16 protein-coding genes are annotated in these 23,377 nt (G+C 71.0%); 7 read left to right on the forward strand and 9 right to left on the reverse strand.

What is annotated here, in order from left to right:
• The coding region (locus tag KXR53_RS14150) for an amino acid adenylation domain-containing protein (RefSeq protein ID WP_437375819.1) at positions 1-2,500 on the forward strand (2,500 nt) is incomplete at its 5' end.
• A complete protein-coding gene (locus KXR53_RS14155; RefSeq protein WP_437375820.1) occupies positions 2,497-6,543 on the forward strand; it encodes an amino acid adenylation domain-containing protein in 4,047 nt (1,348 codons plus the stop codon). The genes KXR53_RS14150 and KXR53_RS14155, both read left to right, overlap by 4 nt.
• Positions 6,544-6,567: 24 nt before the next feature.
• Here the strand turns inward: KXR53_RS14155 and KXR53_RS14160 are convergent, their stop codons facing one another.
• From KXR53_RS14160 to KXR53_RS14195, 8 genes are all read right to left on the reverse strand, one after another.
• A complete protein-coding gene (locus KXR53_RS14160; RefSeq protein WP_437375821.1) occupies positions 6,568-7,386 on the reverse strand; it encodes an ATP-binding cassette domain-containing protein in 819 nt (272 codons plus the stop codon).
• On the reverse strand, positions 7,383-8,105 hold the full coding sequence (gene fhuF / locus KXR53_RS14165) for a siderophore-iron reductase FhuF (protein ID WP_437375822.1): 723 nt from the start codon (positions 8,103-8,105) through the stop codon (positions 7,383-7,385). Before fhuF ends, KXR53_RS14160 begins: the two co-directional genes overlap by 4 nt.
• Positions 8,102-10,099: a Fe(3+)-hydroxamate ABC transporter permease FhuB gene (gene fhuB, locus KXR53_RS14170; RefSeq protein ID WP_437375823.1), complete on the reverse strand. Its 1,998-nt coding sequence runs from the start codon at positions 10,097-10,099 to the stop codon at positions 8,102-8,104. The genes fhuF and fhuB overlap by 4 nt, the downstream gene beginning before the upstream one ends.
• Positions 10,092-10,991: an ABC transporter substrate-binding protein gene (locus KXR53_RS14175; RefSeq protein WP_437375824.1), complete on the reverse strand. Its 900-nt coding sequence runs from the start codon at positions 10,989-10,991 to the stop codon at positions 10,092-10,094. The genes fhuB and KXR53_RS14175 overlap by 8 nt, the downstream gene beginning before the upstream one ends.
• Before the next feature lie 7 nt (positions 10,992-10,998).
• Complete coding sequence (locus tag KXR53_RS14180; protein ID WP_437375825.1) at positions 10,999-13,194, reverse strand: TonB-dependent siderophore receptor; 2,196 nt, start codon at positions 13,192-13,194, stop codon at positions 10,999-11,001.
• A 222-nt stretch (positions 13,195-13,416) separates the two neighbouring features.
• Complete coding sequence (locus tag KXR53_RS14185) at positions 13,417-13,959, reverse strand: DUF4142 domain-containing protein (protein ID WP_437375826.1); 543 nt, start codon at positions 13,957-13,959, stop codon at positions 13,417-13,419.
• Between the two features lie 45 nt (positions 13,960-14,004).
• Positions 14,005-14,760: an endonuclease/exonuclease/phosphatase family protein gene (locus KXR53_RS14190; protein WP_437375827.1), complete on the reverse strand. Its 756-nt coding sequence runs from the start codon at positions 14,758-14,760 to the stop codon at positions 14,005-14,007.
• Entirely contained in the window at positions 14,757-16,913 is a 2,157-nt protein-coding gene (locus tag KXR53_RS14195; protein ID WP_437376015.1) for a VTT domain-containing protein, read from the reverse strand. Before KXR53_RS14195 ends, KXR53_RS14190 begins: the two co-directional genes overlap by 4 nt.
• Before the next feature lie 196 nt (positions 16,914-17,109).
• Here KXR53_RS14195 and KXR53_RS14200 point away from each other — a divergent pair, with 196 nt between their 5' ends.
• Together KXR53_RS14200 and KXR53_RS14205 are read left to right on the forward strand one after the other, a co-directional pair.
• Positions 17,110-18,372 (forward strand): SLC13 family permease, encoded by a 1,263-nt coding sequence (locus KXR53_RS14200; RefSeq protein WP_437375828.1) that lies wholly within the window; start codon positions 17,110-17,112, stop codon positions 18,370-18,372.
• Positions 18,369-19,628 (forward strand): MFS transporter, encoded by a 1,260-nt coding sequence (locus tag KXR53_RS14205; RefSeq protein ID WP_437375829.1) that lies wholly within the window; start codon positions 18,369-18,371, stop codon positions 19,626-19,628. Before KXR53_RS14200 ends, KXR53_RS14205 begins: the two co-directional genes overlap by 4 nt.
• Before the next feature lie 22 nt (positions 19,629-19,650).
• On the opposite strand, the gene KXR53_RS14210 is transcribed toward KXR53_RS14205, so the two are convergent.
• Positions 19,651-19,989 (reverse strand): hypothetical protein, encoded by a 339-nt coding sequence (locus KXR53_RS14210; protein ID WP_437375830.1) that lies wholly within the window; start codon positions 19,987-19,989, stop codon positions 19,651-19,653.
• Positions 19,990-20,160: 171 nt separating this feature from the next.
• Here KXR53_RS14210 and KXR53_RS14215 point away from each other — a divergent pair, with 171 nt between their 5' ends.
• The 3 genes from KXR53_RS14215 (at position 20,161) to KXR53_RS14225 (ending at position 23,376) form a co-directional block, all read left to right on the forward strand.
• The gene (locus KXR53_RS14215) at positions 20,161-20,667 is read left to right on the forward strand and encodes a ferritin-like domain-containing protein (RefSeq protein ID WP_437375831.1); all 507 of its coding nucleotides are present in this window, start codon (positions 20,161-20,163) and stop codon (positions 20,665-20,667) included.
• Between the two features lie 119 nt (positions 20,668-20,786).
• Entirely contained in the window at positions 20,787-22,583 is a 1,797-nt protein-coding gene (locus tag KXR53_RS14220) for a methanol/ethanol family PQQ-dependent dehydrogenase (protein WP_437375832.1), read from the forward strand.
• Complete coding sequence (locus KXR53_RS14225) at positions 22,564-23,376, forward strand: substrate-binding domain-containing protein (protein WP_437375833.1); 813 nt, start codon at positions 22,564-22,566, stop codon at positions 23,374-23,376. The genes KXR53_RS14220 and KXR53_RS14225 overlap by 20 nt, the downstream gene beginning before the upstream one ends.
• Position 23,377 lies beyond the last annotated feature (1 nt).

Here is a 23,377-nt window from a genome sequence, read left to right on the forward strand (position 1 = left end):
GGGCCACGACAGCGCCAGGCTGCGGCTGGATGCAGCCGCGACGGAGGCGCTGAAGGCCTTCGCCCGGCGCGAGCGGGTGACGCTGAACACGGTGCTGCAGGGGGCCTGGGCCTTGCTGCTGTCGCGGATCACCGGGCAGCGGCGGGTGGTGTTCGGAGCGACGGTGGCGGGGCGTCCGGCGGAGCTGCGCGACGCCGAGGCGCTGCTCGGGCTGTTCATCAACACCCTGCCGGTGGCGCCGGACCTGGATCCAGCCCGGAGCACTGGCGACTGGCTGCGGGGTCTGCAGGCGGAGAACGCGGCGCTGCGCGAGCACGAGGCGACGCCCTTGTACGAGATCCAGGGCTGGGCCGGGCAGGGCGGGCGGTCGCTGTTCGACACGATCCTGGTGGTCGAGAACTATCCGGTGGACCAGGCGCTGCGCGAGCGCGACGGCAAAGGCCTGCGCTTCGGCGCGGTCGCGAATCTGGAGACCACCAACTACGCCCTGACCCTGACGGTGCAGGCGGGCGGGGATCTCGAGATCGGCTGGAGCTGGCGGCGCGACGCCTTCGATGCCGCCCGGATCGACCAACTGATGCGGCAGCTCGAGGTCCTGCTGCTGCGCATTGCGGAAGATGCGGCAACACCGCTCGGCCGGATCGCCTTGCCGACGCAGGAAGAGCAACAGCGCCTCTCCGTCTGGAACGCGACGGACACGGCGTATGAGGCGGTGCCGACCGTGCTGGCGCTGATCGAGCGTCAGGCGCGGGCGACACCGGAGGCGGAGGCGCTGGTGTTCGGCGACCAGCGGCTGAGCTATGCCGAGCTGGACCGGCGGACGAACCGGCTGGCGCAGGCCTTGGTCGCGCGCGGCGTCGGGCCGGACGTGCTGGTCGGGGTGGCGGCCGAGCGGTCGGTCGAGATGGTGCTGGCGCTGCTCGGCATCGCGAAGGCGGGCGGCGCCTATCTGCCGCTCGACCCCGAGCATCCGCGCGAGCGGCTGGCCGGCACCATCGCCGAGACCGGCCTCAGGCTGGTGCTGGCCCAGGCGCATCTCATCGACCGGCTGCCGGACGGGGTCGAGGTGGTGGCGCTGGAGGGCTGGGACCTGTCCGGCTTTGCGGATGAAGCGCCGGAAGTGTCCTGGCATCCGGAGAGCCTGGCCTACTGCATCACCACCTCGGGCTCGACCGGCAAGCCGAAGGCGGTGGGCAACAGCCGCCAGGGGCTCTTGAACCGGCTGCAATGGATGCAGGCGGAGTACCGGATCGGTCCGGGGGACCGGGTGCTGCAGAAGACGCCCTACGGCTTCGACGTGTCGGTGTGGGAGTTCTTCTGGCCGCTGATGACCGGGGCCTGCCTGGTGGTGGCCGAGCCGGGAGCGCACCGGGATCCGGAGGCGCTGGGCCGGGTGATCCGGGATGAGGGGATCACCACGCTGCACTTCGTGCCGTCGATGCTGGGGGCGTTCGTCGCCGCGGGCGAGCTGCCCGGCTGCACCAGCCTGAAGCGGATCCTGTGCAGCGGCGAGGCGCTGCCGCGCGCGCTGCAGGACGCGGTGCTGGGGCAGACCGGGGCCGGGCTGCACAACCTGTACGGCCCGACCGAGGCGGCGATCGACGTGACCTTCTGGGCCTGCCGGCCCGAACCCGGGCAGAAGAGCGTGCCGATCGGGCATGCCATCGCCAACACCCGGATCCACATCCTCGATGCCGACCTCAACCTGGTGCCGGAGGGGGTGGCGGGCGAGCTGTACATCGCCGGCGTCAACCTGGCGCGGGGCTATCTCGGCCGTCCCGACCTGACGGCGGAGCGGTTCGTGCCGGACCCGATGGGACCTGCCGGCAGCCGGATGTACCGCTCGGGCGACCGGGTGCGGCGGCGCCCGGACGGGGCGATCGAGTATCTCGGGCGGCTGGACCACCAGGTGAAGCTGCGGGGCCTCCGGATCGAGCTCGGCGAGATCGAGGCGGGCTTGCGCTCCTATCCCGGGATCCGCGACGCGGTGGTGGTGCTGCGCGAGGGACGGCTGGTCGGCTATGTCGCCGGCGAGGCCCAGCCCGATGAGGCCGAGCTGAAGCGCCATCTGTCCGAGCTCCTGCCGGAGTACATGGTGCCGTCCAAGCTGCTGTGGCTCCCCGCTCTGCCGGTCAGTGCCAATGGCAAGCTGGACCGCAAGGCGCTGCCCGAGCCCGAGTGGGAGAGCGGCGCCGACGGCCGGGCCGAGCCCGAGGGCGAGACCGAGCTGGCCATCGCCCGCATCTGGATGGACGTCCTCGGTCTCGCCCACGTCTCCCGTCACGACGATTTCTTCCAGCTCGGCGGGCACTCGCTCGCCGCCATGAAGGTGCGGGCGCTGCTGCTGGAGCGGCACGGCCGTGCCCTGCCGATCCGCCATTTCTTCGACCATCCCACCCTCGCCGGGCTGGCCGCCAGCCTGGACCTGTCCACCGGTGCCGCCGGGCAGCGGCTGGACGACATGGACAAGTGGATGAGCGAACTCGAGGACCTGACATGACCACCCAGCAGATCGCCCGCCGCTTCGCCGCGCTGGCGCCGGATCGCCGCCGCGCCTTCCTGGACAAGCTGGCCGAGCACGGAGTGGACTTCGCCACGCTGCCGATCGTGCCGACGCCGCGCGGCGGCGACCTGCCGCTGTCCCACGCCCAGCGCGGGCTGTGGCTGACCTGGCAGCGCGACCCCGCGAGCCCGGCCTACACCATGGCCGGCATCCTGTCCCTGTCCGGCGGTCTCGACGCCGCGGCGCTGCAGGCGGCAGCCGGCGACCTGGTCGCGCGGCACGAGGCGCTGCGCACCACCTTCGGCATCGACGCCGAAGGCCGCCCGGTGCAGCGCGTCCATGCCGAGCTGCCGCCGCCCTTCACAGTCCGGGACCTGCGCGCGGCAGGGGAGGCGGAGAGCGACGCCTTCGCCGAGGCCCTGGCGCGCCAGCCCTTCGATCTCGAGGCCGGGCCGCTGCTGCGCTTCGAGCTGCATGTGCTGGGCGACCGCGAGCACCGGCTGGTCCTGGCCCTGCACCACATCGTCGCCGACGGCTGGTCGATCGGGCTGATCATCCGCGACCTCGCCGCTCTCTACGCGGTTCGGCGCGACGGCAGGCCTTCCGGCCAGCCGCCCTTGGCGCTTCACTACGCCGACTACGCCGCCTGGCAGCGCAGCTGGCTGGAGGCCGGGGAGGAGGCGCGCCAGATCGACGCCTGGAAGGCGGCGCTGGGCGACAGCCACCCGCCACTCGATCTGCCCTTCGACCGCCCGCGGCCCGCGGAGCGCAGCGAAGCAGGGGCAATCCACTCCTTCCGCCTGTCCCAGCCGCTGAGCGAAAGGCTACGCGCCCTGGCTCGCAGCCGCGGCGCCTCGACCTTCATGGTCGTGTTGGCGCTGTTCAAGCTGCTGCTGGCCCGGAACGGCGGGGGCGACGACATCCGCATCGGCGCGCCGCTGGCCCATCGCGGCCGGGCCGAGACGCATCCGATGATCGGCTACTTCACCAATGTCGCGGTGCTGCGCACGGTGCTGGACCAGCGCCGCGGCTTCACCGCGCTGCTGGACCAGGTGCGCGAAGGCCTGCTGGCGGCCGAGACCCGGATCGACGTGCCCTTCGACATGGTGGTCGAGGCCCTGGCCCCGCCGCGGCAGGCCGGGGTGCATCCGCTGTTCCAGGTGAAATGCACCGAGCAGGCCGACCGGCCGGGCGGGGCCGATTTCGCCGGGCTCGCCATGACGCTGCGCGGCCTCGGCAGCGGCGCCGCGCATTTCGACCTCAGCCTCGACTTCACCGACCGGGCGGAGGGGATTGATGTCCTCCTCGCCTACACCACCGATGTCTTCGATCCGGCCACGATCGAGCGGCTGGCGGCGGATCTCTCCGCTCTGGCGGAGGCCGTCGTGGCAGCACCGGAGCGGCGCCTGGCCGATCTGGCTCCAGCCCCGGCGCCGGCCTCTGCTTTCGGCCCGGCCAGCGCCGAGCCGCCGGCGGATCTGGTTGCGGCCTGGCGGGCTCAGGCGGCGGCGCGGCCGGAGGCAATCGCCGTCCGGCACGAAGATCGTGCCTACACCCGGGCGCAGCTCGACCACGCCTCCGACCGGCTGGCGCGGCGGCTGGTCGCCCGCGGCGTCCGGCCCGAGGACCGGGTGGCGCTGCAGATGGGGCGCACGCCGGAATGGGTGCTGGGCCTCCTCGGCGTGCTCAAGGCCGGTGCGGCCTATCTGCCGCTCGACCCCGCGGCACCGGCCGAGCGGCGGGCGGAGCTGGTGGCCGACAGCGGCGCCCGCTGGCTTCTGGTCGATGCCGAGACGCCCGACGGCTTCGGCTGCGAGGTTCTGCGCCTGTCCCTGGACAAGGACGACGGGCCGGACGCCGCAATCTCGCTGCCCGAGCCGGTGGCGGACCAGGCCGGCTGCGTGATCTACACCTCCGGTTCGACCGGCAGGCCCAAGGGCGTGGTCGTCACCCGCGGCGGCATGGCGGACTACGCCCGTGGCGTGCTGCAGGTCCTGGACCTGCCGGAGGGGGCGCGGATGGCGATGGTCTCGACCGTCGCCGCCGATCTCGGCAACACCGTGCTGTACGGCGCGCTCCATGACGGCGGCGAGCTGCATCTGATCGATCCGGCCCGCGCCTTCGACCCCGACCGCTTCGCCGAATACATGGGGGCGCAGCGCATCGAGGTGCTGAAGATCGTGCCGAGCCATCTGCAGGCGCTGCTGCAGGCGCGCCGGCCGCAGGACGTTCTGCCGAGTCACACCCTGGTGCTGGGCGGCGAGGCGACCGGATGGCCGCTGCTGGACCGGATCCGCGAGCTGGCCCCGGGCTGCCGTGTGGTCAACCATTACGGCCCGACCGAAGGCACCGTCGGTGCCCTGTGCCAGCCAGCTGTCTCAGCCTGGCGCGCGGCCGGCACGCTGCCGATCGGCCGGCCCCTGCCGGACGCCGCGGCGCATGTGCTGGACGGCTATCTCAACCCGGTGCCGGCCGGGGCGGCGGGCGAGCTCTATCTCGGCGGCCCCGGCGTGGCGCGCGGCTATCTCGGTCGTCCGGACCTGACGGCGGAGCGCTTCGTGCCCGATCCCTTTGGCCAGCCCGGCGCCCGGCTGTACCGCACCGGCGACCGCGTGCGGCGGCTCAAGGACGGCAGCCTGGAGTTCCTCGGCCGGTCCGACGACCAGGTGAAGATCCGCGGCTACCGGGTCGAGCCGGGCGAGGTGGCGACGGCACTGCGCGGCCTCGACGGCATCGCCGATGCCGCGGTGGTGGCGGCGCCGGCGGAGGACGGCCGGATGCAGCTCGTCGCCTATGTCGCGGCGCCGGCCGGCGCGGATCTGGAGGCGATGAAGGCCAAGCTTGCCGACAAGCTGCCGGACTACATGGTGCCGGCCGCCTGGGTGCGGCTCGACACCCTGCCGGTCACCGCCAACGGGAAGCTCGACCGCCGGGCCTTGCCGGCACCTGCCGTGCCGAAGCCAGCCGGCGACCCGCCGCGCGGCGAGACCGAGCAGGCGCTGGCCGCGCTCTGGGCCGGCCTGCTGGGCACCGACGCAATCGGCCGCGACGACAACTTCTTCGCCCTGGGTGGGGATTCGATCCTCAGTCTCAAGCTGCTGGCGCGGATCCGCAAGCAGGGGCTGGCCGGCGGCCAGGCGCTGACCTTGGCCGATATCCTGAACGCCCGCAGCCTGGCCGATCTGGCGGCACGGCTGGCACCTGAGCCGCCGAAGGGGCCGGAGGTCGTGCGTCTGCAGCAGGGCGGCGACGGCGTGCCGCTCTACTGCATCCCGGGGCTGATCGTGAACTCGACCGAGTTCGCCTCGATGGTCGCGGCGCTCGGCGGCGACCGTCCGGTCACCGGCTTCGTCAGCCATGTCTACACGCAGCAGCGCTGGCGCGGCTACGACATTGCGGCGCTGGCCGAGGAATACGCCGCCCATATCGAGCGCACCGCCGGCGGGCGCTGCGCCCTGCTCGGCTGGTCCTCCGGCGGCGACCTGGCCTTCGAGACGGCGCATCGGCTGAAGGGGCGGGTGGCGGTCGAGTTCCTCGGGCTGGTCGACGTCTTCGAGAATGTCGATTTCCGGGCCGAGCAGTCGTCAACTGAGGAGCGGCAGCGGACCGCCTCTCTGCTTGAGCAGTGGCTCGGCCGCTCGGCCATGGCGGCGCAATGGCGGTCGCTGTTCGCGCTGATGGACGAGAGCGAACGGGCGGCGCTGGACGAGTATGTCCTGGCCCATGCCGACGGCCTGCCGGCGGACGGGCCGGACCTGACCTCGCGCGAATTCGAGCTGTGGGCGATGCTGGACAAGCGGCTGCGCGCCGCGCGCTACGCCTACCGGCCGCTCGACCTGCCGGTCCATGTCTGGCAGGCGGAGGATTCGCTGGGCCGGCCGGAGCGGCTGCGCGATTGGAGCCTGCTGGCGCGGGTGGCGGCGCTGGCCCGGGTGCCGGGCGCCACGCATCTCGACATCATCCATGCCCCCGAATTCCAGTCCGGGGTTCGGGATGCGCTGCGCCGGGTCGATGCCACCCTGGCGGTGGCGGCACAATAGGTCGGGGAGGGGGAGGTCCGCCGGTCAGTGGGGATAGCTGATCGGCGGGCCGCCGGCCGGGTTGGGCAGGATGCCCATCCGGATGCCGGTGATCGCCTGCAGCCGGTCCGGCCGCATGATTGAATCCGGCGCGCCGCGGGCGATCAGCCGGCCGGAATGCAGCGCCACGATCTCGTCACAGAACCGCGCCGCCATGTTGATGTCGTGCAGCACCACCACGAGGCCCAGACCCTTGCTGCGGCTCAGCCGCTGCACCAGCGCCAGCACCTCGACCTGATGCGCGATGTCGAGGGCGGAGATCGGCTCGTCCAGCAGCAGGCAGGCGGCGTCCTGCGCCACCAGCATGGCCAGCCAGGCGCGCTGCCGCTCGCCGCCCGACAGGGTCTCGACCAGCCGGTCGGCGAAGGGGGCGATGTCGGTCAGCGCCATCGCCTCCTCGACCTTCTCCCGGTCAGCCGCGCCGAAGCGGCCCAGCGCCCCATGCCAGGGATAGCGCCCGAGCGCCACGAGTTCCTTCACCAGAAGGCCCGAGGCGGGCGGCGTCTGCTGCGGCAGATAGGCGACGCGACGGGCGAAGGTGCGGTCGGCCCAGTCCCTCAGCGGCCGGCCCTCGAAGTGGACCGTGCCCGCCGTTGGCGGCTGCTGCCGCGCCAGGATCTTCAGCAGCGTCGATTTGCCGGAGCCGTTGTGGCCGATCAGCCCGGTGACCCGGCGTGGTGCCAGCGCGAGGTCGAGTGGCTGCAACAGGGTACGGCCGGCCACGGCGAAGGCGGCCTGCGACAGCTCGAACATCGCCGGCGCGGTATCGGTCTCGGCCGTCGAGACGGGGGCGGTGTGGTTCATGCCGTTCTCGCCTTCACCAGCGGGCAGGTCGAGCAGTAGTCGAGGCTGGGGATCAGATAGCGGATGCAGCAGACGCGCCGCAGCCTTTTTCGTTCGCCGTTACGCTCGACATAGCGCACCGGCTCGAACAGCGGGTTGGCGCGGCGGCCGGGCCAGTCGCGGCTGGCCAGCAGCGCGCGGGCCTGGGCCGGGCCGGGACCGCGCGCCATGCCGGACGCCTCGATCTGGCGCAGCAGGTTCTCGAACAGGTTGCCGACATTGCTCCACAGCACCTTCGCGGTGGCGCCGCTTTGCGCCGACAGCGCGCGGATCAGAGGGTCGATGTGGTGATCGACCAGCGGGCCGAAGCGCTCGAAGCCGTCGGCGGGGGTGGTCCGGCTGCCGCCATGCGGCAGCTTGAATGCCGTCGTCTGCCCGTCCGGCGTCATCACCACCCCGACCTCGTCGAGCCCGGTCGGCAGCCCGTGCTCGAGCAGCAGGCTCGCCGCCACCACCGGGGTCAGCAGCGACCAGAAGTGCCATTTCGCCCACAGCGAGGCCACGGCCCGCGGCTCCGGCTGGTCGTAGCGCCCGGCGAAGCGCTCCAGGACCGGGCCCAGCACGGCAGGGTCCAGGAGATCCGATCCGCGCACCGCCGGCCGCGGGTCATCGGCCAGCACCAGCCGGTCGGCGAAGTCGGCCAGCGGGCCGGTGAAGATCGGGGCGATCGCGTCGATCATCGCCGCTGCATCAGCCAGATGAAATAGGTCCCGCCCACGAAGGTCGCGACCAGCCCGGCCGGGACCTGCCAGGGGAAGGCGATGGTGCGGCCCAGCCAGTCGGCCAGCACCATCAGCCCGGCGCCGGCCAGCCCGGCCGCCAGGATCTGTGGCGTCGGCCGCCGGATACCGAGCATGCGGACCATGTGCGGCGCCATCAGCCCGACGAAGCTCAGGGGGCCGACGGTCAGCGTCGCGCCGGCGGTCAGCACGGCGGTCAGCAGCAGCAAGGCCGCCCGGCTGCGGGCCAACGACAGGCCGAGCGAGCGGCTGGTCGCGGCGCCGAGCGGCAGGATGGTCAGCCAGCGGCCCGCCAGGGGAAGAACCAGGGCCGCCGCCGTGGCGAGGCCGCAGGTGATCGCGGCGTCGCGGGCGGAGACCCCATAGGTCGATCCCGACAACCAGCCCAGCAGCAGCGCAGCGCGCGGATCGCCACTGAACAGCAGTCCAACCATGAAGGCGCTGGCGATAGTGGTCAGCGCCGTTCCGGCGAGCAGCATGTGCTCGGGGGAGAAGGCTGACCGCCGACCGAGGGAGAGGACGGCGAGCAGCGCCGCCAGCGCACCGATGCCGGCGACGCCGGTCAGGGTCAGGCGGTCCAGTCCGGGCACGACGACGGCGGCGAGGATCAGGGCCAGGGCGGCGCCAGAGGAGACGCCGAGCAGCTCCGGGCTCGCCATGGCGTTGCCGGTCAGGCGCTGCAGCACTACGCCAGCCGTCGCCAGCATGAAGCCCGCGCCGAGAGCAGCGGTGATGCGAGGCGCCCGCCAGGGTAGCAGCAGGTCGAGTTCGCCGCCCATGCTCCAGTGCCAGCCTTCCGGTGTCCGGCCCAGCGCCAGCGCGGCCCAGGCGATCAGGCCGAGCAGCAGCATGGCGCCGAGGACCCAGGGCCAGGGATGCCGGCGGCGATGCTCGGCGGACCACATCGGCCGGTCCGGCTGGGCTTCGCCCGTCGGCCGCAGCCGGCGCAGCAGCCACAGCAGCAGCGGCGCGCCGAGGATCGCGGTGACGGCGCCGGTTGGCGCAGCGCCGGCGCCCTCGACGAATTGCAGAAGCTGGTCGGTCAGCGCCAGCAGACCGGCGGACACCGCAGCCCCCCAGACCAGGCGGTCGCGGAAGCGGCGCGCGCCGGCGAGGCGGGCGATGGCGGGGCCGGCCAGCCCGATGAAGCCGATCGGGCCGACCTGGGCGGCTACTGAGGCGCTGAGCAGCACCGCGACGGCGATCGCCGCCAGCCGCGCCGCGGCCGGCGAGAGGCCGAGGCCGCGTGCGCCCTGCTCGTCGAGGTCGAGAAGCGTCAGCGGCCGCAGCATCAGCGCGCTGGCCAGAGCCGCCAGGGTCAGCCGCGGCGCCAGGGCGAGCGCCACGCCCCAGTCGTTCTGGTTCAGCGACCCGCCCTGGAAGACGAACAGGTCGGTCAGGGCCTGGTGGTTGAACAGCACCAGCATCTTGCTGGCGGCGTCGAGATAGAGGGTCACGACCAATCCGGCCAGGATCACGGCGATCGGCGCCAGCCTGTGGCGCCCGCTCATCGCCAGGACCAGGGCCATCGCCGCGATGCCGCCGAGCAGGGCAACGGCCCCCTGCCCGGCCTCGAGCATAGACGGCACCGACAGCGTGGCGGCGATCAGAGCCAGCTTCGCTCCAGCGAAGACGCCGAGCGTGCCGGGCTCGGCCAGCGGGTTGCGCAGCGCCTGCTGGAACAGCACGCCGGCGAGGCCGAGCGCGGCACCGCCGAGAAGACCGACAACGAGGCGCGGCAGCAGGCTGTACTGCGCCAGCATCTGACGCATGTCGGCCGGGTCCGGGGCTGTCAGGGCTTGTGCCCATTCCGCAGGTGGAAGCAGCTCTGTCAGATGGTGCAGGAACAGGGCCAGGGCGGCGCCGATCAGGAAAGCGGCCAGGAGGGCCGGGCGGCCTGCCGCGGCCGGCCGGGGCAGGGCGAGATCAGCCATCGACTGCTCCGTGCGCCGGCAAAAACTGCACCAGCTGCTCGGCGAAGCGCGTGGCCGAGAACAGACCGCCATTCGGATAGACGACCGGCATCTCGATCACCCGGCCCTGGCGCACCGCCGGCAGCGCGGCCCAGAGCGGGCTGGCGGCGAGCTGCCGCAAGGCGCGCTCGGTCTCGGCGCCGCGGTTGAAATGGATCAGCCGGGCCTCGGCGTTGCCGGCCAGCTGCTCGATCCCGATCGAGGTGGTGCCCCAGACATTGGTCCGCCCGGTCCAGGCGTTGCGCAGGCCGAGGCGGGACAGGACGTCGCCGATCATGCCGTTGCCGCCGAAGATCGCGGCATGGCGCCCATCCTCCATGAAGCGGACGACATAGACCGGCCGGTCGGTCCAGGGCTCGAGGATCTGGCGGGCCTCGGCCAGGGTGGCGTCGGCGCGGTCGGCCCAGTCCCGGGCCTCGGCGTCGCGGCCGGTCAGCGCCGCCACCCGCATCAGCAGGTCCCGCGCGTGATCCAGCGCCGGCTTCTCCGTGGAAAAGGTCGGCAGCCAGGCGACCGGGGCGATGCGCTCGAGGTTGTTCTGCCCGACCTCCGCCCAGGACGGGGCCAGGACGAGGTCGGGCCGCAGATATTGCAGCAGCTCGAGATTGGGCTCCTGCAGCGGGCCCAGGTCCGGCACGCCGTCCGGCAGCGCCGGCTCGGCCACCAGCCGCTGATAGAGCGGGATGTTGCCGACCGCGGCGGGAATGACGCCCAGGGTCAGCAGCGTCTCGGTCAGCAGCAGGTCGAGGGCCGCGACCCGGCGCGCCGGCCCGGCGGGATCCTGCGCATGCGCCCATGCCGGGCCGAGCAGGGCCAGGCCAATCCCGCCGAGGACCGTGCGCCGGGTCGGCATCAGCGCCTCACCAGCGGTAGCCCAGCGTGGCCGACACGGTGAAGGGCTCGCCGTAGCGGCAGCCGCTGATATCGGTGCAGGTCATGTATTCCTCATCGAACAGGTTCTTGGCGTTGAGCTGCAGCGTCGTCCCCGTCAGGCGGTCGTCGAGCGCACCGAAGTCGTAGGCCACCATGGCGTCCACCAGCGTCCGGCCGGGCACGTCCTTCTCAGTCTCGGCTGTCCCTGGGATGTTCATGGAGCTCAGATGCTGCAGCCCGGCGCCGAGCGTCAGACCTCTGATGCCGAGATCGTCCAGCCGATAGTCGGCCCACAGAGCGATGTTGTGATAGGGGACCAGGGCAATGCGCTCATCCTCCGTGTACAGCGCATTGCTCTTGACGTTGCGGGCGTCGGTGTAGCTGTAGGCGGCGACGAGGTTGAGCGCGCCGAAGCTGGCCCGGGCCTCGAGTTCAATGCCTTGCGACCTGACCTCGCCCGTCTGCACCGAGAAGGTGTTGTCTTCCGGATCCGTGGTCAGGACGTTGTCCTGGTCGATCCTGAAGATGGCGCCGCTCAGTATAAAGTTCTCGCCGGGCGGTTGGTAGCGCAGGCCGACCTCATACTGGTTGGCCGTGGTCGGCTCGAACTGCTGCCCGGTCCGGCTGATGCCGGCGTTCAGCGCGGTGGGCTGGAACGACTGGCTGAAGCTGGCATAAGGGGCCAGGCCGTTGTCGAACAGATAGAGCAGCCCGACGCGGCCGGTGAAGGCGCTGTCCGAACGGTGCTGCTTCCGATCGATGTTCAGGGCCTGGAGAACGCGGTCCGGGCGGTAGCTTGTGGTGTAGGCGTCCGCCCAGTCGTAGCGGCCGCCGAGCACCAGGATCAGCTTGTCGTAGATCTTCATCTGATCCTGGAGATAGATGCCGACCTGCGAGCCCGAATTGTTGAAGCCGCTGTTGTTGCTGGTGTTGATGGTCACGGTCGCGTCGTAGACCGGGTCGTGGATGTTGAGGGGGCCGACCGAGCCGGAAGTGAAGCGGTTCGTGTCGTAGTCGAGGCCCCAGGTATCGACCCCCGCCAGGAGCGTGTGCTGGACCGGCCCGGTCTCAACCTTCGCCTCCAGCGAGGTGTCGGTGGCGAAGCTGTCCGAGCTTTCGAAACGGTGGCTCACGCCCCGGGTCAGGGAATCGCCCGTAAGGGTACCGTAGGTCAGATAGTCCCACAGGACATCGGAGTGGAAATAGCGCAGCGAGTTGCGGAGCGTCAGGCTGTCGTTGAACTTGTGCTCGAACTGATAGCCGAGCGAGTAGGTCTCGCTGTAGTAGCGGTCGAAGCCCTTCTGGCCGATGAACAGGTCGCGCGGGATCCGGCCCTTGCGGAGGTCGTCATAGTCCATCGGCGGCGCGAAGCGGGTGTAGATCTCCTGATAATTGCTGAGGAAGGTGATCTTGGTCGAATCCGAGGGCTGCAGGGTGAAGGCCGGGGCGATGTACAGCTTGTCGTCCGGGACGTGATCGACCCAGTTGCCGGAATTGCGCCACAGCCCGGTCAGCCGATAGGACAACATGCCGGCGTCATCGACGGGGCCGCCGACATCGCCGGAGAACTGAGTCCGGCCGTAGCTGCCGTATTCGGCGTTCACTTCGCCGAACGGCACATCGGTCGGCCGCTTGCTGATGGCGTTGACCACGCCGCCGGGGCTGAGCTGGCCGTAGAGCACCGAAGACGGGCCGCGCAGCACCTCGATGCGCTCCAGCCCATAAGGCTCCTGGTTTCCGTCGTAGACATTGGCTTGCAGCCGCAGGCCGTCGCGCAGCATGCCGGACCCGCCGGCCGCGACGTTGAAGCCGCGGATCATGAAATCGTCGTTGATGCGGCTGTAAGCCCCGGATTGGAAGGTGAGACCCGGGGTGTAAGCCAGCGCCTGCGACAGGGTCTCGGCGTTCGTGTCCGTGATCTGGTCCTTGGTGACCACCGAGACCGACTGCGGCGTCTCGATCAGCGGCGTGTTGGTCTTAGTGGCGCTGAGGCTCGTATTGGCCACGAAGCCCTGCACCGGGCCAGTCGGGTCCTCCCCCTGGCCGGTGACGACGATGGGGGCCAGGACGAGGCCGTCCGTGGCCGGGGGTGCCTGCGTTTGGGGCTGCGCCTGGCTCTGCTCCTGGGCCTGCGCCGCGACCGGCCCTCCAACCGCGACGAGAATGGTTGTCGTTAGCAACATCCGCACGCGGTCGCGCGCGCCGTATCCAGCACCCATGCCACCCCACCCTTCTTCTTCGGAACCGCGGGTACCGGCGGCCGTCGCCGCACCCGGCTTAGAATGCCGGTGCTCATTATCAAGAATAATAATGACTCGCAATCTCATTTAGCGGAGATTTTTTATCAAATTCCACGGAGGTGAGCGGCGCAGGGTCTAGAGGACCGCCCTGCGGCTGTCGCGGATCTATGCCTTGCCGAGCCGGTCGAGGATCGTCTGGGCCTGGTCGAGATGGCGCTTGATGACCGGCAGCAGCTGCGTCGCGGTCGCCTTCAGCGCCGGATTGGCGCCGAAGCTGCTGTACTCCTGCTGCAGCTTCAGGGCCTCCTTATGCGCCTCCACCTGGGTCCGCATGTAGAGCCGATCGAAATCCTGCTCGGTGGCGTTGGCCAGGTCCTGCAGCACTTCGTCGTATCGGGCGTCCACCGTCTTCGGCAGGGCCGTCGCGAGATTCTGGCCCTTGGCCGCGTCCGTCAATTGCTCGCCGGCCTTGGTGTGGTCGTCGAGCATCATCCGGGCGAAGCTGCGGACATCGTCGGAGGACGCCTTCTCCAACGCCGCCTGGGCGGCGGAAATCTCGAACAGGCCGTTGATCGCGGTCTGCTGGACATAGCTGGCGGCGTCGGTCTGCACCGATTGCGCGGCGGTATTGCCGCTCTGTGCGATCACAGCGGCCGCGGGGCAGGCCAGTGCGGCGAACCCCAAGGCCGCCGCCAGGAGTCGTCTCATGATCGGCTCCGCAGGAGGCGGGCAGGGCGTGACGAACCTGCCTGGTCAACGTTGGGGCCGGATCACGGGTTCCGACGCCATCGGCACCGGGTCGATGCGGATCTCGGCGATCACCGGCAGATGGTCGGAGACGCGCCGGCCCTGCGGGTCGACCCAGCTGCGCAGCAAAGCGTGTCGCGGCCGGCAATAGACCCGGTCCAGCGTCAGCACCGGGCAGCAGGCGGGGAAGGTGCGCTGCGGCGTGCGCCCCGGCAGCACCTGGGCCAGCGACCGCCGGACGGCGCCGTTCCAGGTCCAGTCGTTGAAGTCGCCGAGCATCACCGAGGTCCGCGCCGCGCTGTCGGCGACCCGGGCCAGCAGCGCCGCCTGATAGCGCCGTTCGGCGAAATCCAGGCCGAGATGCACCGAGGCGAGGTGGAGGGGACCGCCCGGGGCAGAGACCATGGTCTCGATGGCGCATCGCGGCTCGCGGCGGGAATGGGTCAGGTCATGAAGCTTGGTGGCCGACAGAGGCCAACGGCTGATCAGGACGTGCCCGTAGTGCCCGTCCGGCGCGACGATGGTGCGGGCCGCGGCGGTGTGGTTGCCGAGCGCGTCCGCCAGCAGCGCGAAGGGCGAATCCGGACCGGTGCCGCGGCCGCGCGAATCCACCTCCTGCAGCGCGACGATGTCGGGCGCATGCCGCCGGACCAGGGCGATCACCCGGTCCAGGTCGTAGCGACCATCGGGGCCGATGCCGGCATGGATGTTCCAGGTCAGGAGGCGGAGCGGCGCCCCATCAGTCGTGAGGTCCTCCGTCACGAAAGCGTCCGCCGCCTCCGGCTCACCAGCGCCTGCAGCCCGATCGACAGCGCGATCCAGGCGGCCACGACCGCCAGCAGGATGCCGATCTCCGCCAGCGAGGGGTCGCGCAGGATCGACAGGATGCGGTCGCCCAGCGCCGATAGGACGATTAGCCCGGGCGCCAGGCCAAGGGCCGTGCCGATCACATAGTCGAGGATCGGGATCCGCGCCGCGCCGGCGACCAGGTTGACCAGGGTGAAGGGCGCGATCGGGACCAGCCGGATCGTGGCCACGGCGATGACGCCGCGGCGGGCGATCGCGCCCCGGATCCGATGCAGGCGCGGGCCCATGGCGGCGCGCAGCGCCCTCTCGCCGGCCACGAGGCCGATCAGATAGCCGGCGAGCGCGCTGGCCAGCGTGCCGGCCGCGGCATAGGCCAGTCCCGGCCAGGCGCCGAAGGCGGCGGCGGTCGCGGCGATCAGAACCGTGACCGGGAACATCACCAGTCCGCCCAGCACGAAGGCGACGATGACGAGCGGAGCTCCCCAGCCGGTTCCGGCCAGACCGTGCAGCGACTGCTGCAGCCGGACCGGATGCGCCCAGCCGGCGAGGTCGGTGGTGCCCCAGGCCAGCGCCAGCAGGACGGCGGCCAGGACGATCGGGAGGATACGCAGCAGGCCGCGCCAGCGCGCCTTGACCGAGACCAGGGCGTGATCGATCAGGCCGATCGCCGGCAGCGGACGGCGGGGATCGGCCATCGCCGCAATGGCCCAGCCCCGTTCTTCCGCGACCGGCCGAACTCCGTCGATCGGCACCAGACGGCGCTGTCCGCCTCCGGCCGCATCGATGGCGGCGAGCAGCGAGCCGGCCTCGCGGATCCGCCGCTCGATCTGCTCCGGTTCGATCCCGCAATGCTCGCCCAGCAGGCGGGCGCGGACCGCCCGGATGGCCCGACGCTCCGCCGCATCGACGGCCTCGACGGTCAGGTCGCATTCGCTGTCGACGCCCATCGACCGGTTGCAGAGGTTGGCGGAGCCGACCCGCAGCAGCCGGTCGTCCACGATCATCAGCTTCGAATGCACCATCACATCTGCGGTCGCGCCGTCGTGATCGCACTGTGGAAACAGCACTCGGACACGGTCGCCGACCCCGGCGGCGCGCAGGATCTCGATGAAGCGCGTGCGCCCGACGGCCATGGTGCGATGCTCGACCCAGCTGTGATGGACGCGCGGTACCACGATCACCGCCTCAAGCGCCGGCACCGCCCGCATCCGCCGGGCCAGGCGCTCGGCCAGGAGGGCGCTGGTCAGGAATTGGTTCTCGATATAGACCGTCTCCCGCGCGGCATCGATCATGTCCTCGAACAGGGCCTCGATCTCGCGCACCTCGCTCTCGCCGGGATAGAGCGGCAGCGTGCGCGAGATGCCGACCGCGACGTCGCGGAAATCGGCGTCGAGATTCTCGGGCCAGGGAGCGGCGTGCGCGGCAATGGCGGGCAGAGCCTCATGCGTCGCCCTTTCCCAGCGCCAGCCGGCCAGCACGCCGAGGGCGCGGGCGGCCGGGCCGTCGACGGCCATCTGCACGTCGTGGAAGGGCGGGTAGGGGATCCCGGCGGGATCGACCCGGCCGGGCTCCCCGGGCCGGTGGGCGGGGGTGTCCCAGCGCCGGAGGGCCAGGTCGAGCCCGCCGACAAAGGCGATCGCATCGTCGATCACCACGATCTTCTGGTGGTGCGAGGAGCCGACCGGGATCTCGTCATCGAGGCACAGCTCGATCTGCTGCGGCGTGCTCCATTGCAGCGCCAACAGCGGCAGCGGCTCCCGCTCCAGCGCGTAGTAGAGCGAGTAGTTCCACAGCAGCAGCTTGACCGACAGCTCTGGCCGCTCGCGGACGAGGGCGCAGAGGAATTCGCCCAACGCCGCCGGCAGCCCGTCCTGCGGCTTGCCCCCCGGCCCGACCAGGGGCGTGCGGCTGTCGATGTCCCAGCCGATGACCAGGATCCGGTGCCTGGCCTCCCGCATCGCCGAGCGCAGCGCCCCGAAATAGGCCGCAGCATCGACCATCACGGCGGCGCGATGGGCGCGCTCGATCCGCCAGACGTTCCGCCCCGGCCGCAGCACGGATGTCTCCGGCGGCGGATCCGCGTCCTCGTCGACCGCGGCACTTCGCATGACCCGCACGGCGTGGCGATCCTTCGCTTCTGTCCTATCCACTCAACGCCCGGGGACGGAAAATGTCGCCGTCAGCGGGCGAGCCGGGCCCTTGCCGACGGAACGGCCCCCGTCTAACGAGGAGCAGCGAGCGCGGCTGCGATCCCACGGTCCTCCGCGAGACGGCATCGTTGCCCGCGGAGGAGCCGAGACCGACATGAGCATGCTGACCGACGGCGCCGCCACCACCTGGGGCATCGCCGCGCTGGCCACCGGCGGCGTCATCCTGCGGCCCTGGCGCCTGCCCGAGGCGATCTGGGCGGTGGCCGGCGCCGCGGCGCTGGTGGGGTTCGGCCTCCTGTCCGGCACCGATGCGCTGGCGGCGATCGGCAAGGGCGCCGACGTCTACCTGTTCCTGATCGGCATGATGCTGCTGGCCGAGCTGGCGCGCACCGAGGGCCTGTTCGACTGGGCGGCGGCAATCGCCGCGCGGCAGGCGCGGGGATCGGCCAGCCGGCTCTTCGCGTTGATCTATGTTGTCGGCGTCGTCGTCACCGTCTTCCTGTCGAACGACGCCACCGCCGTGGTGCTGACCCCCGCCGTCTATGCCGTGGCACGGACGGCAGGGGCCGCGCCACTCCCTTATCTTCTCATCTGCGCCTTCATCGCCAATGCCGCCAGCTTCGTCCTGCCGATCTCCAATCCCGCCAATCTTGTGGTGTTCGGCAGTCACATGCCTCCGCTCCTGACATGGCTGGCCTGGTTCGCCCTGCCCTCGGCCCTGGCGATCGGCGCCACCTTCGTCGCGCTCCGCCTGATCCAGGCGCGGGCGCTGCGCGCGCCGATCGCGACCGATGTCCGCGTGCCGGCCCTGCCGCCGGGTGGGCAGATGGCGGCCTGGGGCCTTGGCGTCACCGCGGTCGTGCTGCTGCTGTCGTCAGCCTTCGGCCTGGATCTCGGACTGCCCACGGCGCTCGCCGGCCTGGCCACCACCGCCGCGGTCCTGCTGCGCCGCCGTGCCGCGCCCTGGGGGCTGATGCGCCGGATCTCCTGGGAGGTGCTGCCGCTGGTCGCCGGCCTGTTCGTGCTGGTCGAGGGGCTGGACCGCACCGGCGTCGTTCATTTCCTCGCTGCCGCGCTGCAGGACGCGGTGGCCGGTTCCGTTTCCGGTGCCTCCTGGGGCGTCGGAGCGATCGTGGCGGTAGCGACCAACCTGATGAACAACCTGCCGACGGGGCTGATCGTGCAATCCACCCTGGCCCAGGCGCCGATGCCGCCGCAGGTCGCCGGCGCCGCGCTGATCGCCATTGATCTCGGCCCGAACCTGTCGGTCACCGGTTCTCTCGCCACCATCCTCTGGCTCGTCGCGCTGCGCCGCGAAGGGCTGGAGGTCGGAGCCCTGCAGTTCCTCCGCCTTGGCCTCGTCGTGATGCCGCCGGCGCTGCTTCTAGCGTTGGCCGGCTTCCTGCTGCCGTGGTGAGCGCCGACCGGACATCCACGGCCGCAGCCCGCCGAACCGGATTCAATCCGCGCACGCTGGACGCCATAAACTTCCTCCTGGCCGATGCGCGCGGCGCCGTCGGTCCGTATCTGAACGTCTACCTGATCACCGAGCGGGGCTGGAGCCAGTCGACCCTCGGCATCGTCACGATGGTCAGCGGATTCGCGGCCCTGGCGCTGCAGACCCCGATCGGCGCGGCGATCGACCGTATCCGGGCCAAGCGCGGCGCCATCGTGCTGGCCCTGGCGGTCATGGCGCTGGGCGCGATCGCGATCTTCATCCGCACGGACTTCTGGTGGATCCTGGTCGCGTCGATGATGATCGCGGTGGTCGGCGACATCTTCTATCCCGCGGTCTCGGCCATCACCCTCGGGCTGATCGGCCGTCGCGGGCTGGCGCGGCGGATAGGACGCAACGCTGCCTTCGATCACGCCGGAAATGTCGTGATCGCCCTGGTGGCCGCTGCCGTCGGCTGGTGGTTCTCACAGCGCGCGGTATTCCTGCTGGTGCCGGTCTTCGCCGTTCTGGCAGCCGCGGCGACCCTGTCGATTCCGGCGCAGGCCATCGATCACGATCTCGCTCGCGCCGCGGATGCCGACGGCGGGAGGAGCGTCGCCAGGCCCGCCTGGAAAGTGCTGCTCCGGCGGCGGCCGCTGGTGGTCTTCGGGATCTGCGCCTTCCTGTTTCATTTCGCCAACGCGCCCCTGCTGCCGCTGATCGGGCAGGTGCTCGCCTTCGCCCATCCCGAATGGGCGACGGCGATGATGTCCATCTGCATCGTGGCGGCGCAGGCGGTGATGCTGCCGATCTCGATCCTGGTCGGCCACACGGCGGACCGTTGGGGCCGCAAGCCGATCTTCCTGATCGGCTTCGCCATCCTGCCGGTCCGCGCCGTGCTCTTCACTCTGTCGGACGACAGCGGCTGGCTGATCGCGGTGCAGTTGCTGGACGGCATCGGCTTCGGCATCTACGCCGCCCTGACGCCTCTGGTCATCGCCGACCTGATGCGCGGCACCGGCCATTACAACATGGCGCAGGGCGCGGTGGCGACGATGACGGGCATCGGCGCCTCGCTCAGCGGCTTCGTGGCTGGGGTGGTGGTCGACGCCCTCGGCTTCGATGCCGCCTTCCTCACCCTGGGCCTGGTCGCTGCAATCGCCGCTCTGGGCTTCGCGATGGCGATGCCCGAGACGAGGCTGGATCTGCCGCCGAACGGGCCGACCCGGGCCGCCTGACCGGACCTGCGGTCCGCGGCGGTCAAAGCAGGTTCCACAGGCCGAGGATGAGCGCGACCAGGAGCAGCAGCACGAACAGGGTGACGACGACCCAGATCGGCCCCAGCGATACCGGCACCCTCAGATCGGCCGTCTCGCGGCCGCGCGCGAGGCTCGTGTCGGGCGGCCGGCCGATCGCCTCGCGGCTGCGGGCGTTGTGGATCTCGTCGGGCGTGGGGGGCATGCCGGCGGCTTCGTCGTCGGTGCCGAGCGGGGCGGCCGCCGGGTCCTGCACCGGGATCTTGTCCCCGGTCAGGCCCCGATCGATGTCGTGCCGCAACTGCTCCGTCGTCGGCCTCTCACTTCGGCTGGGCGGGGGCATTCGTCCACGCTCCGACACTGGCCGTTGCCGTGGCAATGGCGGCGGGCGCCGGCCGGTTCCTTGATTTATTTCATCGTACCGCGAACGACCGTCCGCGAGGCGCTGTTGAGCCTTCAGTGCGCGCCGGAGCCGGAGGGAGCCGGCCCGGGCGCGGTTCAACAGGAGATCGCGATGACCGAACCAAGAGAGCATCTCATCCACTGGCTGCGCGATGCCTATGCCATGGAGAGCCAGGCCGTCTCCCTGCTGGAGACGCAGGCCAGCCGGCTCGAGAGCTATCCCGAGGCCCGGGCGAAGGTGCAGGAGCATCTGCAGCAGACCCACCGCCAGCGTCAGGATGTCGAGGACTGCCTGGCGACGCTCGGCGTCGACCCGTCCGACCTGAAGACCCTGGCGCAGAAGATGATCGCCAATGTCCAGGGCCTGTTCAACGCGATGACCGAGGACGAGGTGCTGAAGCACGCCCTCGGCGGCTATTCCTTCGAGCAGTTCGAAGCCGGCAGCTATCGCATGCTGGCAGCCGCGGCCCGCGAGGCGGGCCAGCCCGACATCGCCGCGACCTGCGAGCGCATCCAGGCCGAGGAGGAGGCGATGGGCGACTGGATCTGGCAGCAGATGCCGATCCTGACCAAGGAATACATCAGCCGCTCCGAGGTCGGCGCCGCGGCCAAGCGTTGAGGCGCGGCCGGGCCGACCCGATCCGCCCACGCCCGCGCAGCAATCGTTCTTTGCTGCCGGAACTCGGGTTTCGCCGATCCCATTGGCGAAGATGTCAAGGCAGGGCCGCGAGGGTTGAATTGGGTCGCCGGATCCTCAGCGTCGTCATCGTCTGCGTCATTGCGGCGGCCGGTCCGGCGACCCGGGCCGCCGATCTCCCGCAGCCGCCCGCCTCGGCGGCGCCGCCGGAGGACGGGCAGTGGACAATGGCGGCGAAGAACTACGCCAGCACCCGTTTCAGCGGGCTGGACGAGATCAACGCCGGCAACGTCGCCCAGCTGCAACTCGCCTTCACCTTCTCGATCGGCGTCAACCGCGGGCAGGAGGCGCCGCCGCTGGTGGCGGGCGACACGATGTACGTCCTGTCGCCTTACCCGAACATCCTCTATGCCCTTGATCTCACCAAACCCGGCGCGCCGCTGAAATGGAAGTTCGAGCCGAAGCCCGAGGCTGCGGCCCAGGGCGTCGCCTGCTGCGACGTCGTTGCCCGCGGCCCCGCCGTCGCCGACGGCCGCGTCTACCTGAACACGCTGGACGGCAACACCGTCGCGGTCGACGCCGCGACCGGGCAGGAGATCTGGCGCACCAAGCTGGGCGACATCAATATCGGCGAGACCATCACCATGGCGCCGCTGGTCGCCAAGGGGAAGGTGCTGGTCGGCAATTCCGGCGGCGAATACGGGGTGCGCGGCTGGATCGCGGCGCTCGACGCCGCCACCGGCAAGCTGGTGTGGAAGGCCTACAGCACGGGACCCGACGCCGAGGTCCTGATCGGCCCGGACTTCAAGCCGTTCTACGAGGCCGACCAGGGCAAGGATCTCGGCGTCTCGACCTGGCCGCCCGGCGCCTGGCAGCAGGGCGGCGGCAATGTCTGGGGCTGGATCTCCTACGACCCCGAGCTGAACCTGATCTACCACGGCACCGGCAACCCTGGGCCGTGGAACCCGGATCTGAGGCCCGGCGACAACAAATGGACCGCCGGCATCTTCGCCCGCGACCTCGACACTGGAGCCGCCCGCTGGGCCTACCAATGGAGCCCGCACGACCTCTACGACCATGACGGGATCAACGAGAACATCCTGCTCGACATGCCGTGGCAGGGGCAGCCGCGGAAGGTCCTCGTCCGTCCCGAGCGCAACGGCTACGTCTATGTGCTGGACCGCGTCACTGGCGAGGTGCTGTCGGCCAAGCCCTTCGTGCCGATCACCAGCAGCAGCGGCGTCGATCTCGCGACCGGCCGGCTGGCGATGGTGGCGGACAAGGCGCCGCAGACCGGGCGGGTGATCCGCGACATCTGCCCGGCGGCGCCGGGCGCCAAGGACTGGAACCCCTCGGCCTATTCGCCGCGGACCGGGCTGCTCTACATCCCGCACAACAACCTGTGCATGGATTTCCTGGGGATGCAGGCGAACTACATCGCCGGCACCCCCTATCTCGGCGCCGAGGTGCGGATGAAACCCGGCCCCGGCGGGCATCGCGGCGAGTTCACCGCCTGGAAGGTTGCCGAGGCCGAGCCCGCCTGGACGGTGAAGGAGAACTTCCCGGTCTGGAGCGGCGCTCTCGCCACCGCCGGCGACGTGGTCTTCTACGGAACTTTCGAAGGCTGGTTCAAGGCGCTGGACGCGCGTGACGGCAAGCTGCTGTGGCAGTTCAAGACCGGCTCCGGGATCATCGGCCAGCCCACCACCTTTCGCGGGCCGGACGGGCACCAGTACGTCGCCATCCTGTCCGGCGCCGGCGGCTGGGCGGGCGCGATCGTGGCCGGCGACCTGGACCCGCGCGACCAGACCGCGGCGCTGGGCTTCGTCGCCGCCATGGGCGATCTCAAGGATGCGACCACGCGGGGAGGCATGCTCTATGTCTTCCACCTGCCCTAGGCTGCTGCTGGTCGCGGCGCTGGCGCTGGCCGCCGGCGGCGCAGAGGCGCGCGAGCTGCGGGTCTGCGCCGACCCGAACAATCTGCCCTTCTCCAACGACAGGGGCGAGGGCTTCGAGAACCGCATCGCCGAGCTGGTGGCGCGGGATCTCGGCGCGACCGTGACCTACACCTGGTGGGCGCAGCGCCGCGGCTTCATCCGCAACACGCTGGGGGCCGGGCTGTGCGACCTGGTCCCCGGCACCATGCTGGGGCTGGAGATGCTGCGCTCAACCCGGCCCTATTACCGCTCCGGCTACGTCTTCGTGACCCGCGCCGACGGGCCGCACATCTCGTCCTTCGACGATCCGGCGCTCCGGGACCTCCGCATCGGCGTGCAGCTGGTCGGCGACGACGGCGCCAATCCGCCGCCGGCCGAGGCGCTGGCCCGGCGCGGCCTGGCCGGCCACGTCGTCGGCTACACGCTCTACGGCGACTACGCCACGCCGAACCCGGCCGGCCGGATCGTCGCAGCGGTGGCGAAAAGCGAAGTCGATGTCGCTGTGGTCTGGGGGCCTTTCGCCGGCTATTTCGCGCCGCGCCAGCCGGTGCCGCTGACGGTCACCCCGGTGCAGCCGCAGACCGAGGGGCTGATGCCGATGGTGTTCGACATCGCCATGGGCGTGCGCCGCGAGGACAAGCCGCTCGCCCAGGAGGTCAACGCCGCGCTGAGCCGCCACCGCGGCGAGATCGATGCAATCCTGGCGCAGTACGGCGTGCCGCGGCTCGACCGCATCGAACAGGCGGGGCCGTGAC

This window comes from Inquilinus limosus (assembly GCF_051487185.1).
Classification (GTDB): Bacteria; Pseudomonadota; Alphaproteobacteria; order DSM-16000; family Inquilinaceae; genus Inquilinus; species Inquilinus limosus_F.